We start from the raw sequence: 16,059 nt of genomic DNA, 5'->3' as shown, positions 1-16,059 counted from the left end.
GCCGCGGCGGTGCCCGCTACCGGCAATGGCCGGTAGCGGCCAGCCCCGCCTCAGGGCGGAAGCTGCGGGCGGTGCGGGAGCGCAGCGCATACGGCGTCGTGGCGTCCACGGAGACCCGGCCCGGAGGCCGCTCCGCGCCGTGCCGGACCGCGGCCCAGTCGGGCGTCTGCGACGGGTCCATGGGCACCGGGGGCAACCGCGGCCAGGCCGTGGCGTCGGCGCCCAGGTTCGACCGGGTCACCAGCGCCCACAGCAGGTCCTCGGCGCACCCGACGTCGACGTCGTCGTCCGTGAAGACCACCAGCTTCACGAACGGGTGACGCTCCAGCAGCTCCCGGGCGAGCACCGCGAGCCCGCCGTCCGCGGCCGCCGACTCCTTGCGCACGGCGACCGCCAGCAGCAGCATGCCGCCGCCCGCCGCGGCGAAGTGCAGCCGCCGCACCCGCACCCCCTCGGCCCGCGGCAGCACCGGGCGCAGCGACAGCGCCGCGGAGAGCGCGCCCGCCGCGCCGAGGACGGCCGACTGCTCGCGGCCCGGCCCGATGACGGCCTGGAAGACCGGATCGGACCGATGGGTCACGGCGGTGACGGTCAGCACCGGCAGCCCGGGCCTGGCCCCTCCGTCGAAGCCGAGGAACTCCGGCAGCGAGCCGCGCGGTTCGGCCCCGGGCAGGGCCTCGTCCGCGACGGAGCCGTCGAGGTACCCCTCCAGCACGATCTCGGCCTCCGCCAGGGCGGACACCGGCTGGGTGAGCGCGGGCGCCACTGCCAGCGGCCGCCCGGCCAGTGCCCCGGCGACGGCGAGCTTGTCCAGCCCGTCCGGCAGGAACCGGGTGTTCAGCGCGGACGCCACCATGGCCGCGGGCGGCACCCCGATGTTCACGGTGACCGGCAGCGGCCGGCCCTCCCGCACCGCCTGCTCGTACAGGGCCTTCACCTGCCGGCCGGGCACCATCCACACGGTGAGCCGGTCGCGGCCCACCACCAGCATCCGGTGCGCCGACAGCGCGGTACGGCCCGTCGCCGGGTCCTCCGCGCGCACCAGCGCGGCGGTGAGGTACGGGCCCGCGTCCCGCGGGGTGAGGACCGGCACCGGAAGCCCGGACAGGTCGACCCGCGCTCCTGTGGTCCGGTGCTCCTGGCAGGGCGGGCGCGACACGGCGACGGGCGCCGCGTTCGGGCGGACGGCCTCGGCGACCAGGCGCGCCGCGGTCTCGGGGGCGGCGCGCTCCGGCAGCCCGGGCAGCCAGCGGCGCAGCCGCTCCTCGTCCCCGTACAGGCCGAGCAGCACCGGGCCGCCGGGCACCGCCGTGTAGAGCACCGCGGGCTCGGGGCGCGAGACGCCGCGGGCGGGCACGCCCGCGTAGGCGCGGGCGAAGTGGTCGGCCACCCGCGTGCGGTCCGCCGGCTCGTCGTGCTCCACTACCGCGCCCGGCGGCCCGGCGCGCAGCTCGGCGAGGGCGGCCCGCAGCGACAGGGCCGGCGGCGGCGCCGTCGCGCCGGTCACCGGATCCGCTCCCGTTGCCGCTCCAGGTCCGCGAACCAGGCCCGGAGGTCGTCCTGGAGCAGCAGACCGGTGCCCACCAGGAGTGCCCGGTAGCCCGCCGCCAGCAGCCCTGCGGCCTCGGCCGGGGTGCGGATGCCGCTGGCGCTGACCGGCACGGGGGTGCCCGTCGCCAGGACGGCGGGCAGCAGGGCGCGGCTGCGCCCCAGGTCGCCGGCGTCCCGTTCGCGCTGCCGGATGTCCTTGTTGTTGACGGCCACGACGCAGCGGTCCGCGTGGACGAGGCTCGCCAGCTCGCGCTCGGCGGTCACTTCCACGAACGGCGTGAGCCCGTGGCCGAGGCAGGACTCGATCATCCGCGGGAGGAGGGTCCGCGGCAGCAGCCCCGCGGTGAGCAGGACCGCCGACGCGCCCCGTGCGGCGGCCTCGGCGAGCTGGCGCTCCTTGGTGAGGAAGTCCTTGACGAGCACCGGCAGCCCGGTCGCCGCCACCACCTCCGCCAGCAGCTCCGGACCGCCCCCGAACCACCTGCCTGTCACCACCGACAGCGCGGGGGCGCCCATCTCCTCATACAGCGCGGCGAGTTCCGCCGGGGTCCGGCCCCGGAACAGGTCCGCCCCCTGCGCGCTGCGCCGTTTCAGCTCCATCACGACCGGCGTCCGGGCGGTCAGCAGGGCGGTGGCGAACGACGTACCGGTGGTGGAGGTCATGGCGCGCACTCCACCGCCGCGCGCCGCTCCCGCCACGCCGCCCTGATCGCGTCGACCCGCCGCAGCCTGAGGGACCCGTCGTCGCCGCGCAGCGCGCTGTCCACGTCGATGCCCCGGAAGCCGCGGTGCCGCAGCAGGCCGTCGTACCGGTCGGCGCCGGTGTGGCCGAGGCCGCCGGCCAGCAGGAACGGCAGGTCGGTCCGCTCCAGTACACGGATCGGCGCTGTGGGGTCCAGGGGCATGCCGGTACTGCCGATCCGGCCGTCGTCGGCCACCGAGTCGAAGAGGAAGAGATCGGCCCCCGCGCGCCGGTACGCGTCCGCCAGCGGCTCCTCCACGACCTGACCGCCTCGCGCGTGCAGCACCTTGACCAGCGTGACGTCCGGCAGCGCCGCTCTGATCCGCCGCACCCGGGCGGGCGCCGGGTAGCCGTGCAACTGGACCCAGCGCACCCCCGACGCCGCGACCACTTCCCGCAGCCGCTCCGGGTCGTCCAGGAGCGTGACCAGCACCGGTTCGACGGCCACCTGCCGGGCGCAGCGGGCCAGTCGGACGAGCCGGGACAGGGACAGCTCCCGCCGCCCGCCGGGCACGCCGTGCCACAGCCCGGCCAGCTCGACGGGGAAGCCGGACATCCGGCGCAGCTCGTGGACATCGGTGACGCCGCACACCTTCAGCAGCACGGCGCCTCAGCCCTCTCCGCCGGGCAGCTCCGGCAAGGCGGCCAGGGAGCGGGCCACGGCCTCGGGGTCCATGCCCTCGTCACCCAACTCGCCCGCCAGGTGCTTCTCGTACGCGCCCAGGTCGAAGTGGCCATGCCCCGACAACCCGAACAGGATCACCCGCGGCCGGCCCTCCTCGCGGCAGCGCACCGCTTCGTCGATCACCACGCGGACGGCGTGCGTGGACTCCGGGGCCGGCACGATGCCCTCGCTGCGGGCGAAGACCAGTCCGGCCTCGAAGCAGCGGGTCTGCGGCACGGCCCGCGCTTCGATCAGCCCCTCCGTCACGGCATGGCTGACCAGCGGTGAGATCCCGTGGTAGCGCAGGCCCCCGGCGTGGATCGAGGGCGGGATGAAGGAGTGCCCGAGGGTGTGCATGCGCAGCAGCGGCGTGAGCCCCGCGGTGTCCCCGAAGTCGTAGGCGACCCGGCCGCGGGTCAGCGTGGGGCAGGCCGCCGGTTCCGCCGCGACGACCTGGACGCCGTCCCCGCCGCGCAGCCGTGCGCCGAGGAAGGGGAAGGCCAGCCCACCGAGGTTGCTGCCGCCGCCGGCGCAGCCCACGATCAGGTCCGGGTAGTCCTCGGCCATGTCCAGCTGTGCCATGGCCTCCTGCCCGATCACCGTCTGGTGCAGGACGACGTTGTTGAGCACGCTGCCGCCGGCGTAGTTGGTGTGCGGGTCGTTCATGGCCAGTTCCAGCGCCTCGGAGGTGGCGATCCCCAGGCTGCCGGGGCAGTCCGGATCCTGGTCGAGGATCCGGCGGCCGACGTCCGTCTCACGGGAGGGGCTGGGCAGACAGGTGGCGCCGTAGGCGTGCATCAGGGCACGCCGGTGCGGTTTCTGGTGGTAGCTGACCCGCACCATGTGCACCTGGACCTCGAGGCCGAAGAGCGCGCCCGCCAGCGCCAGCGACGATCCCCACTGCCCGGCGCCGGTCTCCGTCGTCAGCCGTCTGATGCCCGCCTGCTTGTTGTAGAAGGCCTGCGGGAAGGCGGTGTTGGGCTTGTGGCTGCCCGCCGGGCTGACGCCCTCGTACTTGTAGTAGATCCGCGCCGGCGTGCCCAGCGCCTTCTCCAGACGGCGGGCGCGGAACAGCGGGGACGGCCGCCACTGCGCGTAGACCTGCCGGACCGGGTCCGGGATCTCGATCTCACGCGTCGTGGACAGCTCCTGTTCCGCCAGTTCCTTGGGCATGATGCCGGTCAGGTCGCCGACCGAGGCCGGGGCGCCGGTCGCCGGGTGCAGCGGCGGAGCGAGGCCGGGCAGGTCAGCGGCGATGTTGTACCAGGACGTGGGGATGCGGACGTCGCTGAGCTGGTACTTGATGGATTCCACGGCGGGCTTGTCCTCTCGGTCAGTCGGTGCGGGGCGCGGCTGTGCGGGCGGCCTCCGCGTCGGCGTCCGCTGCCAGCGAGCCGGCGACGAACCGGTCGTCGGTGCCCTCGACGAAGATGCGCGGATGCTCGCGGCGGAGTCCGGCCAGTACCTCGTCGTACGGCAGGTCGTCGAACTCGCCGTGCTCCTTGATCAGTTCCATGTGGGTCCCGCCGCGCTCGTCGTAGGGGTGGTAGACGCTGTCGGCGGTCCCGTCGAACTCCATCGGCTCGATGCGGTAGAGGCGGCACAGCAGCCGGTTGAACACCGGCGTCGCGCGGATCCACCGGTCCAGGCGGAGCGAGGTCAGGGCGTGGTAGTGGAAGATGTCCCCGCCGATGAACTCCCGTACGGCTTCCGAGGACAGGTGGTTGCGGACGTCGGTGAACACGAGCCGGCCGGGGATCCCCACGCAGCGCAGCGCGGAGACGTAGAGCACGGACTTGTGGATGCACAGTCCCTTGCCGGTACGGACCACCTGCGAGGCGGTCAGGCCGCGGCGGGTCAGGTCCGCGCCGTAGATCTCGTAGCGGATCTGGTCGCGCACGGCGTAGTAGAGGCGTACGGCGCGCTCCCGGTCGCTGGTGCCCGCGCCGTGGAGCGCCTGGCCGACGAACCGCCGTACCTCGGGCGAGTCGTGGTCGAGGAAGGCGGTGCGGGCGAGTGCGGAGTCGTGATTCATGGGGCCTCGTCGGGTCGGAGGGACGGACCGGGGTCCGGGGGAGAGCCCGGCTACAGGCCCAGGCCGGCGGCGATGCGGGACGACTGGACCTCGGAGGTGCCCGAGTAGATCGTCCCGGCGACCGCGTTGCGCAACTCCTGCTCCAGGCCGTACTCGGCGGTGTAGCCGTTGCCCCCGAAGATCTGCACGGCACTCAGCGCGGAGGTCAGGTTGGCCTCGCTGACCACCCGCTTGGTCATCGCGAGATCGGCGGCGACGTTCTCGCCCCGGGTGTGCTTCTCCGCCGTGTCGTAGAGCCATTTCCGGGCGCTCTCCACGCCGATCCGCATATCCACGATCTTGTGGGAGACGGCCTGGAAGCCGCCGATCGGCCGGCCGAAGGCCCGGCGCTCCTTGGCGTACGCGACGCAACGCTCCAGGCGCCGCTGCATCTCGCCCAGGGTCACGGCGAAGGAGCACAGGATCTCCCACCGCATGACGTGGTCCAGGATCAGGAAGCCGGTCCCGGCGCGGCCGATCAGGTGGTCGGCCGGGATCCGGCAGTCGTCGAGGAACAGCTCGCAGAACGGCGACGACCTCAGTCCCATCTTCGCGATGGGGTTGCCGAAGGCCAGGCCGGGTGTGCCGCGCCGCAGCAGGAACGCGCTGATCCCCAGCGGCCCGGCGCAGGCGTCGGTCCTGGCGTACACCACGACGAGCTCGGCGACCGGGCCGTTGCTGACGAACGTCTTGGAGCCGCGCAGCACGTACGCGTCGCCGTCGCGCACCGCGGTGGTCCGCATGCTCATCATGTCCGAGCCCGCGTCCGGTTCGCTGATGGCGTGGGCGCCGATCAGCGAACCGTCGCACACCCCCGGCAGATACCGCTGCTTGAGCTCGGCGGAGCCGAAGCGCTGCAGCGGCACCCCCGTGCTGACCATGTGGGTGGTGACGGAGAAGTTCAGCCCGCCGTTGCGGCAGCCGTACCCGAGGGCTTCGAGGACGTACATGGTCGTCAGGAGGGACTGCCCGAGTCCGCCCCAGTCCTCGCCGAACGGCAGTCGCAGGAGCCCGCTGTCCCGGACGGCGTCCCAGGGACCGCGGGGGAACTCCGCCGCCGCGTCGTACGTCAGGTGCCGGTCGCCGAACTTCTCGAACCAGGGGGTGAGCCCGTCGCGTAACCGCGTCTGCTCACCGGTCCATTCGATCACGGGGACTCCTGCGTCGTCGTCTGTCGTCTGCCATCGGTCGGCGTCCTCAGTAGTGGGAGGAGTGCGCGCCGCTGAGCGAATGCCGTTCGTCGCCGCGCAGCGCCGGGGTGAAGACGCAGACCAGGCGCAGGTCCTCGGCGGGGTGGGCGATGAGCCAGTGCGCGTCGTGCCGGTCCAGCGCGTAGAGGGTGCCGGGGGTGATGGGATGGCTGTCGCCGGCCATGTCCACGACCTCACCGCTGCCGGAGATGCAGTAGCACGCCTCGAGGTGGTGCTTGTACTCCAGCAGCGACTTGGTTCCGGCCGACACCACGGTGTCGGTGACGGTGTATCCCATGCCGTCCGAGTCCAGCAGGAAGCGGCGGCTGAGCCCGTTGCCCCAGTCGACGGACGGGACGTCCGCGAGCCGACGGATGATCATGGATTCCTCCCCGTGGACGTGTCTGTAGCGCTTCCGGGCGGTCCCGCAGCGCTTTCGAGCAGCTCCGCGACGCAGGCGCGGGCTTCGGTGACCGGATCCGCCCCGGTGAGCAGCGCCCGCTCCAGCCGGGCGACCACGGCGGTTCCGACGACCGCGGCGTCCGCCCCCAGGCGGCCGACCGCGGCGACATCGGCGGCGGTACGGACACCGAAGCCCACCGCGACGGGTACTTCGGTCAGCTTCTTGAGCCTGCTCAGGACCGGTTCCAGGGATCCCCGATCGAGAGCGGCGGACCCCGTGCGCCCGTAATGGGCGACGAGGTAGAGATAGGCCGAGGCGGTGCGCGCCGCCTCCTCCAGCACGGCCGGGTCGGACCGGGCGTAGCAGGTCGTCACCATCGGCTGGCCGAGGTGGGCGGCGGCCTCCAGACACCCCGGCCGCGCCCGGGGCGGCGCCCCGTGCACCAGCACGCCGTCCGCTCCGGCGTCGCGGGCCCGTGCGAGGAACTCCCGCGGGCCGACGGGGTGGACGGAGGCCCGCCAGTCGGCGAGCAGAGCCACCCGGGTGTGCCGCATCCGCGGGCGTACGCGGGCCAGCAGATCCAGGGTCCACGCCAGGTCGACGCCGCTGTCCAGGGCCCGCAGCGCCGAACGGCGGATGACCGGCCCGTCGGTGATGGAGTCGGGGAACGGCACGGCCAGTTCGAGGCAGTCCACGCCGGACTCGTCCAGCATCAGCAGCAGTTCCTCGAAGCGCTCCGGCGGGCCCGGATCCCCGGCGTTGAGGAACAGGGCGAGTCCCGGATCATGCGCTCCGCGGCCGGGGAAGAACCGGCGCGGCTCAGCCATGGACACCCGCCCCGGCCGTGCGGTCGCCGCCCCGCGCACCGCCGGGACGGCGCGTACGGTCGGCCCGCAGCCGCTCCACGAGCCGCAGCGCGGCGCCGTCGGCCAGCGCGTCCTCGGCGGCGGCGAGTGCGGTCGCCCAGTCCGGCCGGGCGCCGGAGAGGACGGCGGCCGCCGCGGCGTTGAGACCGATGCTGCGCAGCGCCGCACGAGGGCCCCGCCCGGCGAGCAGCTCCCTCAGATACGTCTCGGGCGGCACCCCGTCCGGGGCGGGCGCGAGGTCCGCCAGCGTGCCCTCGGCGGGGCTCAGCGCCCGTAGCGTGTGCGGCCCGATGCGCAGCGGCGGGCCGTCGTGCGGACGGACGACGTTGTCGGCGAAGCTGACCAGCTCGTCGACGCCGAGGTCGTTGTGCAGCAGCCAGATACGGCGCTCGGCCGCGGCCCGGCGCGAGACGAGGCCGGTGAGCACCGTGCGGGCGTGCGGCTCGGCGATGCCGGTGAGCTGTGCGGCGACCGGTACGCGCGCCAGCAGCGGGCCGAGGGTGTTCACGGCCCCGCCGACCTGCTTCAGCCCGTACGGCAGGATGCGCCGGGCCAGCGTGGTCAGCTCGACCGGGTACACGAAGCCGCCGGCGAACGCGATGCCGTGGCGGCCGAGCCCGTCCTCGCACTGCGCGTAGGAGGAGGCGAGGGGAATGCCCAGCCGCTCCAGGATGTCGACCGAGCCGGTGCGGCTGGTGTGGCCGCGTGAGCCGGTCTTGACGATCCGTACGCCCAGGGTCGCGGCGAGCAGTACGGCGGCCGTGCTCAGGTTGACGGTGGGCGGGCCGCCGCCGGTGCCGACCATGTTCACCGTCCCCGGCCATGCGGCGGGCATCGCCTCGCCGCCGCGGGGTCCGCTCGCGCGCCGTTCGTCGAGCGAGCGGAGGAGGGCGTCGAGGGTGGCGGCGGCCGGCAGCCGGGTCGACAGCGCGGTGAGCACCGCGAGGGCTTCGGCGTTCGGTGTGTCACCGGTGTGCAGCCGGTCCCAGAAGTCCGACCAGGCGCGGACGGGCACGGGGTCGCCGACGATGAGGGCGGGCAGCAGATCGGGCACCGCTATCGCGTCCCCGCCGCCGCGTCCGCCGTGTCGCAGAACGCGTCGATCGCGGCGACGGAGCGGAAGTTGTCCGGGGCGATGTCCAGGACGTCCAGGTCCAGTCCGTAGGTGGCTTCGAGCCAGCTCACCAGGGTGAGCAGGCCGAGGCTGTCGATGACGCCGCCGGCCAGCAGGTCGTAGTCGTCGGCCAGGTCGTCGGGTCCGATGTCGAGGGCGAACTGCTCGATGAGGTACTTCTTGATCTGCGCGGTGCGGTCCATGGTCAGTCTCCGGTTCGTCGGCTCGGTCGGCGGATGGGCGGGGCGGGAGTTCGCGGGCCGGCGCCGATCGCCGCCGCCAGCGCGGTGCGGTCGAGCTTTCCGGTCGAGGTGCGCGGTAGCGGCCCATCGGCCCACCGGACGGCCTTCGGCAGCGCGGCCCGCGGCAGCCGGCGCCCCAGGTACCGGCGCAGCGCGAGACTGTCGAGGGTGGCCGTGACGGTACGGCGCACGACCGCGTGCAGCACCTTGCCGGCCTCCTCGTCGGGCAGCGCGAGCACCGCGGCTTCCTCGATCTCGTCGTGCGCGCTCAAGGCGGCTTCGAGTTCCGCCGTGTTCACGCGGATGCCGCGCACCTTCACCACGAAGTCCCGGCGGCCCTCCAGCGTCAGCGTGCCGTCGGGGTGTCTGCGCACCAGGTCGCCGGTGCGGTAGAAGAGTCCGGTCGCCGCGGCGTCCGGGTGCGGAACGAACGGGCTCACCGGTGGGGCGGCGCCGACGTAGCCGGTGGTCTGGAACGGTGTGCGGACGACGAGTTCGCCCCGCCCCGCGCCGCGCAGCACGCTGCCGTCATCGCCCCGGAGCCATGCGCGCGTGCCGGCCACCGGACGGCCGAGCGGCAGGGAGCCGTGCGGCATCGGGGCGTCGGTGTCGATCTCGTGGACGAAGCTGTCGTTGGTCTCGGTGCAGCCGTAGACGTTGTGGAAGCGCGCCTGCGGAAAGAGGGCCGGCAGGGCGGCGAAGGCCCGCTCGGAGATCGCGTCACCGGTGATCAGGACATGCCGGACGGAGGCCAGACGCGCGGCGCCGGTGTCCGAGGCGGCGCGGGCGAGCAAGGCGTAGAGCAGGGGCACCCCTTGGACGACATGGACGGGCCGCGCCCGGAAGACCGCTGCCAGGTGGCCGGGGTTGGCGGCGAGGTCCTGGTCGACGACAGCCACGCAGCCGCCGCTGCCCAGCGTTGTCCAGATGTCGAACAGGCACAGGTCGAAGGTGAGGGGTGCGTGGTTGAACACGGTGCTGTCGGCCCCGACCGCGAAGTGGCCGGCCGCCCATGAAGTGAAGCGGTCGAGCGCGCCGAAGGTGACCGGCACGACCTTGGGGACCCCCGTGGAGCCCGACGTGGTGAGCAGCAGGGCGACGTCGTCAGGGTCACCCGGCACCGGGTCGAGCCCCGCCGTGCCGCCCTCGCCGGGCCCCGTGTCCTTGCCCGACCCGGTCTCCTTCGGCCCTCCCGACGTGAGGTCGCCGGGGTCCGGCAGCCGTTCGGCGCCGGCGGCGGCCAGCAGGACCGGCAACGCCTCCTCGCCCAGGTCGACCGGGGCGATGAGCACGGGCCGGCGCACCAGGAGGCAGGCGAGTACCACGGCCACGGATTCCGGTGACTTCTTGGCGACGAGGGCGACCGGGGAGCGAACGCCGTCCGTACGCAGCCTCTCGGCCGCCCGGCCGGCCATGGCGATGAGCCGCCCGTAGCCGATCTCACGGCCGTGCCAGAGCAGCGCCGGGGCGTCGGGGCGCCGTACTGCGTGCCGGATGATACGCGCCGGCAGATGACTCGACATCGGGCAGTCCTTCCTCGGCACAGAGCCGCACAAAAGGAAACGACGAAAGGCGACGGAGTGAAAAGGGAACGGCGCATCGGCGCGAGGTATGAAGGAATACCAAGATGTTGATGACCGAACCTTTATGGACGTGCGGGGTGGGGAAATCCGGCCCTGCACGGGAATGGCCGAGCAGTGCGTCACCGACTCAGCGGAGCGGTGCCCTCAGCCCCACTCGAAGTCGCCTTCGTCGTCCGCGCGCCCGCGGCAGGTGGTCCGCCGGCTCCCCAGCGCCACGGCGGTCGACAGTGATTTCTTGCCTCTTGCCGACGGCGCCGCCGAACCCACGACCGTCCCCCGAGCCGTGCGCCCCGCCGTACCGGCGGGCCCGCACGCAGTCCGTCCTGCCATGGTGTCGTGCACTCCCTCCAACTGACCGCCCGCCGAAGGAGTTCCCTCCTCGGAAGGCGCTGATGGAAGTAACTCTGCCGATGGAAAAAACGCCAGTAAAGTGACGAAGGCTGGCAGCCAAGGGACATGACGCCCACCGGCCAGCAAAATGATCCATTCCGTTTTCGCGCCGTGGGGGGTCTCGGTGGATATCGAAGAGGACCGGAAAGTGCTCGCGGATCTGTACAGAAGCATGCTGAAGGAACCCACGCTGGAAATCCGCGAGTTACGGGAGCGCACCCGACTTGACCAGCAGACCTTCAGTGAGGCGACCCGGCTGCTGCGGGAGGTCGGCCTGCTCGCCGACGCCGGGCCCGACCGGCTGGCCACCGTCTCCACCGAGAAGGCGCTGGCCCGGCTGGCGTGCATGGCCGAGGAGTCGGCCGACATGTGGCTGGCCGACTCGGTGCGCCTGCGCAAGGCGATCCGGCTGCTGTGCACGGAGCTGGCCGACCAGTACCACGACCAGACGAGCCTGGCACCGGCGGAGCTGATCGTCGGGATGGACAGGATCTCCGAATGCCTGGAGGACTCCGCCGAGATCGCGGTCAACGAGGTGCTGAGCATGCACCCCGGGCCCGTGATCGAGAGCCGGACCCCGGACCGCATCGCCCGGAACCAGCGCGTCCTCAAGCGCGGCGTCGCCATGCGCACCATCCATCTGGCCTCCACCAGCCGGGTCCCCAACGGCCTGCGCTATCTGCGGGAACTCCAGGGCATGGGCGCCGCGATCCGGCTGGCGCCCACCATCCCCTTCCGTCTCATCGTGATCGACGACGTCATGGCCTTCACCCCGGCCCCCGGAAACGAGGCGCAGGCCGCCGCGCTGGTCACGCGCGGCCCGATCATCACCCATCTGCTCCGCCGGGTCTTCGAGCACTGCTGGCACTCGGCGACGGCGCTGGACAGCGCGGCGCCCGACGGGCCCGGTGAGCACGCCCCGCCGCTGGACACCCAGCAGTTCACCGTGCTGCAGATGCTCAACGCCGGTCTCAAGGACGAGGCGATCGCCCGGGAACTGGGCGTCTCCATCCGGACCCTGCGCCGGATCACCGCGGACCTGATGGACAAGCTGGGTGCCACCAGCCGCTTCCAGGCGGGCGTGCGCGCCCAGGAACTCGGCTGGCTCGCTTCGGACGGCGGCTCAGGCAGCGGGTACCGCCGCGAACATCCCGAGGCAGATGTAGACGGCCCCGACCACGAGCGGTTGCCGGCGCAGGAACCGGGGGCTGCCGCGGAGCCAGGCGCCCAGTAGGCCGCCTGCCAGGGCGTACGCGACGTCGAGCGTCAGCGCGATGGCGAAGAACACCGCGCCCAGCACGAGCATGTGTCCCCGAGCCGCCGCCGTGCCCGCGTCGGCGCTGACGAACTGCGGCAGGAAGGCGAGGAAGAACAGTGCGACCTTCGGATTGAGCACGTTCACCAGGACGCCGGCCCGGAACACCCGCACCAGGGGCGTCGGGGCCGCCGTCCCGGACAGGTCGAGTGCGGACGGGCGCCTGATGGCCCGTACGCCGAGATGGACGAGATAGACGGCTCCGGCGTATTTCAGGACGGTGTAGGCGACGTCGGAGCGCGCGATCAGGGCGGAGAGGCCGAACGCGGCGGCCGCGATGTGGACCAGGGTGCCGGCCTCCACGCCGAGGGCCGAGCAGAGCCCGGCGCGGCGGCCCTGGCTGACGCTCCGGGTGAGGACGTAGACGAGGTTCGGTCCGGGGACCAGGATCAGCACGAGGGAGGCGGCGACGAAGGCGAGCAGCCGCGAGGTCTCCGGGATCACGCGCGCTCCGCCGCGATGCGGTGCCTGCGGCGGGGCAGGGGAGGGGACCCGGTTTCGCGGCGGAGCGGGGCAGCAGAAGGACTCATGTCCCCTAGCCTGACGGCGCGAGAAGAACTCCACCCGGGCCAACGAAGGGGAAAGTGGACCGGATGACGGATCCTTCGGAGCTGCTGCTCCTGCTCGGCGACTGGATGGCCGGCCCCGGCCCGCTGTACGGCAAGCTCGCGCACGCGCTCCACCGCGCCGTACTGGCCGGGGATCTCGGCTCCGGCGCACGGCTTCCCTCCGAGCGCGGCCTCGCGAAGGCCCTCGGCGTCAGCCGGGCCACCGTCGTCGCGGCCTACGACGAACTGCGGGCGCTCGGGGCGGTGGAGAGCCGGCGGGGGAGCGGCACCCGGGTCGCCGCGCGGCCGGTGCCCCGGTCGGCGGGCCGCGACGGCCGGGTCTCCGGCGGGCGCGCGACCGCGCTGCTGCAACGGCTGGTCGACCGGCGCGACGAGACCATCTCGCTGGCCATGGCGGCGGAGCCGGCGGCGGCCGAAGTCCGGGAAGCGCTCCACGAGGTGCTGAGCACGGACCTGACCGGGCTCATGGCCGACACCGGGTACCACCCGAGCGGCCTCCCCGGCCTGCGGCGCGCCGCCGCGGACCACTTCACCGCCGCCGGACTGCCCACGACACCCGAGCAGGTGCTGGTCACCACGGGGGCGACCCAGGCCCTGGGGCTCGTGGCGCAGCTGTATCTGCGCAGGGGCTCGGGCGTCGTGGTGGAGTGCCCGAGCTGGCCCGGCTGCCTGGACGTGTTCCGCGCCGCCGGAGCCCGGCCGTACGCCGTGCCCCTGGACCAGGACGGGATCCGCGTCGACGGACTCGCGGAAGCGCTCACCCGGCACCGTCCCGAACTGCTGTACGTCACGCCGACCTATCACAACCCGACCGGCGTGCTGATGTCGGAGGGGCGCCGGCGTCGGGTCGCCGAACTCTGCCGCCGCCATGCCGTACCCGTTCTGGAGGACATCGCCTACGACATCGGCGTCGGGGAGGCGGCGGGGGAGCCCGCGCCCATCGCGGCCTTCGCCGAACCGGGCGCCGGGCCGGGAACGGACACGCGTACCGGTACGCGTACGGACACGCACACGGCTGCCGAAGTGCTCACGGTGGGCTCGCTGGCCAAGGCCGTATGGGGAGGGCTGCGCATCGGCTGGGTCCGCGGACCGGCCGACGTGGTCGGGCGGCTCGCCCGGCTGAAGGCCCTGGCCGACCTCGGCAGCCCGGTTCTCGACCAGGCCCTCGCCGCGCGGCTGCTGCCCCGGCTCGACGAGCTGAAGGCCCGCCGGGCCGTGACGCTGCGCCGGCGCCTGGACCATCTCGAAGGACTGCTCGCGGCCCGGCTGCCCGCCTGGCGGTGGAGCAGGCCGGCCGGCGGGTCCGCGCTGTGGGTACGGCTGCCCGGCGACACCGACGCCCAGGTGTACGCCCAGGTGGCGCTCCGGCACCGGGTCGAGGTCGTCCCGGGAGCCGTGACCGACGCGAGCGGCGCGCACGACAGCCACATCAGGATCCCGTTCAGCCTCCCCGAGGACCGGCTCACCGACCTCGCGGACCGCCTCGCCGCGGCCTGGGCGGAGCTGGGGGCCGGTCGGCCCTGTCCAGAGCCAGTGCCGCCAGGGCCTCCGGAGCGCCGGACTGACCCCGGACTCCGGGGAAGGCGTTGATGTCCACGATCAGCGGGGTGCCGCCGCCCGTGTCGATGATGTCCACGCCGTAGACGTCCAGCTCGAAGACCTCGCCGACCCGGCGCACCAGGGCGGGCCAGCCGGGTGGCAGGTGGTCGGGGTCGAGAGGCAGAGTGGGACCCCGCCCCTCAGGGGAGAGTTCGGAGCGGCGCAGGGCGGCGAAGAGCCGCTCCCCGACGGCCCACAGTTTGTGGTCCCAGCCGCTGTTCGGCGCGAACTCCTGGACCACGACCGGCTCCCGCGGCCATGCGGCGGCGAGCTCCCGCAGGTCCAGGTCGTCATCGAGGCGGGCAACCAGGTCGTGCCGTCGGCTGTGGCGGCTCTTGACCACCACCGGGCCGGGCAGCGGGGGGCCGGACGCCAGGTGGGCGAGTGTGGTGGCGCTGCGGGTGGCTGCGAACGGGAGGCCGGCCCGCCCGGCCTGTTCCGCCATCGCCGTGCGGTCCTGGCACAGCGCGGTCGCCGCGGCCGAGTTCACCACGGGGGCGCCGCGCCGCTCGAGGTCGCGGGCGAGGGCCAGCGCCGGTGGCGTACGCGACTTCAGCAGGTACACGTCGGCGAGCGGTCCGGGGACTTCATCCACTGCTGCCGGATCCAGTCTCTCCACCCGGTGTTCGGGGGTGAGAAGGGCGGCAGTGGCGGCCAGCAGCGGATGTCCGGGGTCTGCCGTGATCAGGCCGATCCTCATACGCTCTCCCGCGCTGCCGCGGCGACCTGCACCGGGCGTGCCCCGGGCGTCATCGGCATCCCGCCGACCGCGCCGCGCTGGTCCGGCCGACAGGCGGAGGACAGCGCGGTCGCGCCGGACACACCGCCTGTGCGTGCCAGCCCGAGTACCGCTCGGGCCACCCGCGCCGCCGCGTCCGGGACCTGACGGAAGCTCGGGAAGTCGTTCACGTCGACGACCACCGGCCCCTCCGGACCCAGCAGCACGTCCACTCCGTACAGGTCGAGGCCGTAGACCGCCCCGACCTCGGAGACGATCGCGGCCACCTCGGTCGACAGCGGTACGCGGCGTTCTGGGACCGAACGGTCCGGGTGGAGCGGGGAGCGGCGCTCGGTCGCGTACAGCTCGCCGCCCACGCAGTACACCTTGACGTCGATGCCCGAGTTGGCCACGTAGGGCTGGGCGATGAGCATGCCCTCCCCGGCCAGTTCGGGGGCCATCTCGGCGAGTCGATCCGGCGACGGCACCAGATGGACGGCCCGCCCCGAGCTGCCGTCAGCGGGCTTGACCACCAGGGGGAATTCCGACGCCGGTATCTCCGCCAGCAACTCGGGCCGTGCCGCGGCGTAGGTCGGCGGCAGCGGAAGCCCGCGGCTGCGACCGATGGCCGCGGCCAGTGCCTTGTCGCGTACATTTCGTATCGACCGGGCGTCGTTGACCGTCGTCATTCCGGCCGACGCGGCGGCTTCGAGCAGGGTGAGCCCTGGGCCGCCTGAGACCGTCTTGAGCACCCACGCGTCATGGGCACCCGCCCGCACCGCCTCGGTCATGCGCAGGAGGGAACCGCCCGGCCGCACCACGTCCACCTGATGCCCCCAGGCGGTCAGCTGACGGATCACCTCGATCGGCATGCCGTCGTGACGGTAGTGCTCCTCCACCAGGAAGCAGAGCCTCATCGACCTTCCTCGTAACCGCCGGATGTCCGCCGACCCTCATCCGGCGAGCTGTGCCGTCACAGGATGTCATGCGCTGCCCTGCGGTGATCTTCCCGGTCAGCCGGTCGCGACCGCAGGCGTGG

15 protein-coding genes and 1 pseudogene are annotated in these 16,059 nt (G+C 73.4%); 2 read left to right on the top strand and 14 right to left on the bottom strand.

Annotation, left to right across the window (positions count from 1 at the left end; translation table 11 throughout):
• Positions 1 to 16: 16 nt before the first annotated feature.
• The 11 genes from Q3Y56_RS04410 to Q3Y56_RS04360 are packed head-to-tail and all read right to left on the bottom strand — an operon-like array spanning position 17 to position 10,369.
• On the bottom strand, positions 17 to 1,507 hold the full coding sequence (locus Q3Y56_RS04410) for a UbiD family decarboxylase (RefSeq protein ID WP_304460666.1): 1,491 nt from the start codon (positions 1,505 to 1,507) through the stop codon (positions 17 to 19).
• The gene (locus Q3Y56_RS04405; RefSeq protein ID WP_304460665.1) at positions 1,504 to 2,214 is read right to left on the bottom strand and encodes an indole-3-glycerol-phosphate synthase; all 711 of its coding nucleotides are present in this window, start codon (positions 2,212 to 2,214) and stop codon (positions 1,504 to 1,506) included. Before Q3Y56_RS04405 ends, Q3Y56_RS04410 begins: the two co-directional genes overlap by 4 nt.
• A complete protein-coding gene (locus Q3Y56_RS04400; protein ID WP_304460664.1) occupies positions 2,211 to 2,897 on the bottom strand; it encodes an N-(5'-phosphoribosyl)anthranilate isomerase in 687 nt (228 codons plus the stop codon). The genes Q3Y56_RS04405 and Q3Y56_RS04400 overlap by 4 nt, the downstream gene beginning before the upstream one ends.
• 6 nt (positions 2,898 to 2,903) lie before the next feature.
• Positions 2,904 to 4,271: a TrpB-like pyridoxal phosphate-dependent enzyme gene (locus Q3Y56_RS04395; protein WP_304460663.1), complete on the bottom strand. Its 1,368-nt coding sequence runs from the start codon at positions 4,269 to 4,271 to the stop codon at positions 2,904 to 2,906.
• 19 nt (positions 4,272 to 4,290) lie between these two features.
• A complete protein-coding gene (locus tag Q3Y56_RS04390) occupies positions 4,291 to 4,992 on the bottom strand; it encodes a transglutaminase family protein (protein WP_304460662.1) in 702 nt (233 codons plus the stop codon).
• A gap of 50 nt (positions 4,993 to 5,042) precedes the next feature.
• Positions 5,043 to 6,182, bottom strand: coding sequence for an acyl-CoA dehydrogenase family protein (locus Q3Y56_RS04385; protein ID WP_304460661.1), 1,140 nt, complete (start codon positions 6,180 to 6,182; stop codon positions 5,043 to 5,045).
• Between the two features lie 46 nt (positions 6,183 to 6,228).
• Positions 6,229 to 6,603: an ectoine synthase gene (locus Q3Y56_RS04380; RefSeq protein WP_304460660.1), complete on the bottom strand. Its 375-nt coding sequence runs from the start codon at positions 6,601 to 6,603 to the stop codon at positions 6,229 to 6,231.
• Positions 6,600 to 7,451 carry a tryptophan synthase subunit alpha gene (gene trpA / locus Q3Y56_RS04375; RefSeq protein ID WP_304460659.1) on the bottom strand — a complete coding sequence of 284 codons (852 nt, stop codon included), beginning with the start codon at positions 7,449 to 7,451 and terminating at the stop codon, positions 6,600 to 6,602. Before trpA ends, Q3Y56_RS04380 begins: the two co-directional genes overlap by 4 nt.
• Positions 7,444 to 8,544 carry a hypothetical protein gene (locus Q3Y56_RS04370; RefSeq protein ID WP_304460658.1) on the bottom strand — a complete coding sequence of 367 codons (1,101 nt, stop codon included), beginning with the start codon at positions 8,542 to 8,544 and terminating at the stop codon, positions 7,444 to 7,446. Before Q3Y56_RS04370 ends, trpA begins: the two co-directional genes overlap by 8 nt.
• 2 nt (positions 8,545 to 8,546) lie before the next feature.
• On the bottom strand, positions 8,547 to 8,807 hold the full coding sequence (locus Q3Y56_RS04365; protein WP_304460657.1) for a phosphopantetheine-binding protein: 261 nt from the start codon (positions 8,805 to 8,807) through the stop codon (positions 8,547 to 8,549).
• Positions 8,808 to 8,809: 2 nt separating this feature from the next.
• Positions 8,810 to 10,369 (bottom strand): AMP-binding protein, encoded by a 1,560-nt coding sequence (locus Q3Y56_RS04360; protein ID WP_304460656.1) that lies wholly within the window; start codon positions 10,367 to 10,369, stop codon positions 8,810 to 8,812.
• 622 nt (positions 10,370 to 10,991) lie between these two features.
• Here Q3Y56_RS04360 and Q3Y56_RS04355 point away from each other — a divergent pair.
• Positions 10,992 to 12,053: a LuxR C-terminal-related transcriptional regulator gene (locus tag Q3Y56_RS04355; protein ID WP_304460655.1), complete on the top strand. Its 1,062-nt coding sequence runs from the start codon at positions 10,992 to 10,994 to the stop codon at positions 12,051 to 12,053.
• Here the strand turns inward: Q3Y56_RS04355 and Q3Y56_RS04350 are convergent.
• Positions 11,943 to 12,578 carry a LysE family translocator gene (locus Q3Y56_RS04350; protein ID WP_304460654.1) on the bottom strand — a complete coding sequence of 212 codons (636 nt, stop codon included), beginning with the start codon at positions 12,576 to 12,578 and terminating at the stop codon, positions 11,943 to 11,945. The genes Q3Y56_RS04355 and Q3Y56_RS04350 overlap by 111 nt on opposite strands.
• A gap of 149 nt (positions 12,579 to 12,727) precedes the next feature.
• On the opposite strand from Q3Y56_RS04350, the pseudogene Q3Y56_RS04345 reads away from it, so the two are divergent.
• A pseudogene (locus Q3Y56_RS04345) lies at positions 12,728 to 14,128 on the top strand (PLP-dependent aminotransferase family protein); the annotation flags it as partial.
• A gap of 37 nt (positions 14,129 to 14,165) precedes the next feature.
• Here the strand turns inward: Q3Y56_RS04345 and Q3Y56_RS04340 are convergent.
• Positions 14,166 to 15,002 carry a RimK family alpha-L-glutamate ligase gene (locus Q3Y56_RS04340; protein ID WP_304460653.1) on the bottom strand — a complete coding sequence of 279 codons (837 nt, stop codon included), beginning with the start codon at positions 15,000 to 15,002 and terminating at the stop codon, positions 14,166 to 14,168.
• The gene (locus Q3Y56_RS04335; protein WP_304460652.1) at positions 14,999 to 15,937 is read right to left on the bottom strand and encodes a RimK family alpha-L-glutamate ligase; all 939 of its coding nucleotides are present in this window, start codon (positions 15,935 to 15,937) and stop codon (positions 14,999 to 15,001) included. Before Q3Y56_RS04335 ends, Q3Y56_RS04340 begins: the two co-directional genes overlap by 4 nt.
• Between the last annotated feature and the right edge of the window lie 122 nt (positions 15,938 to 16,059).

Source organism: Streptomyces sp. XD-27 (genome assembly GCF_030553055.1).
Lineage (GTDB): Bacteria > Actinomycetota > Actinomycetes > Streptomycetales > Streptomycetaceae > Streptomyces.
The sequence above is the reverse complement of the archived record's forward strand: the minus strand, read 5'-3'. Positions and strand labels throughout refer to the sequence as shown.

Excerpts from the sequence above, each read along its gene's own strand:
- Q3Y56_RS04405 (WP_304460665.1), bottom strand. The coding sequence starts at position 2,214 with ATGACCTCCACCACCGGTACGTCGTTCGCCACCGCCCTGCTGACCGCC.
- Q3Y56_RS04390 (WP_304460662.1), bottom strand. The coding sequence starts at position 4,992 with ATGAATCACGACTCCGCACTCGCCCGCACCGCCTTCCTCGACCACGAC.
- Q3Y56_RS04380 (WP_304460660.1), bottom strand. The coding sequence starts at position 6,603 with ATGATCATCCGTCGGCTCGCGGACGTCCCGTCCGTCGACTGGGGCAAC.
- trpA (WP_304460659.1), bottom strand. The coding sequence starts at position 7,451 with ATGGCTGAGCCGCGCCGGTTCTTCCCCGGCCGCGGAGCGCATGATCCG.
- Q3Y56_RS04365 (WP_304460657.1), bottom strand. The coding sequence starts at position 8,807 with ATGGACCGCACCGCGCAGATCAAGAAGTACCTCATCGAGCAGTTCGCC.
- Q3Y56_RS04360 (WP_304460656.1), bottom strand. The coding sequence starts at position 10,369 with ATGTCGAGTCATCTGCCGGCGCGTATCATCCGGCACGCAGTACGGCGC.
- Q3Y56_RS04355 (WP_304460655.1), top strand. The coding sequence starts at position 10,992 with ATGCTGAAGGAACCCACGCTGGAAATCCGCGAGTTACGGGAGCGCACC.
- Q3Y56_RS04340 (WP_304460653.1), bottom strand. The coding sequence starts at position 15,002 with ATGAGGATCGGCCTGATCACGGCAGACCCCGGACATCCGCTGCTGGCC.
- Q3Y56_RS04335 (WP_304460652.1), bottom strand. The coding sequence starts at position 15,937 with ATGAGGCTCTGCTTCCTGGTGGAGGAGCACTACCGTCACGACGGCATG.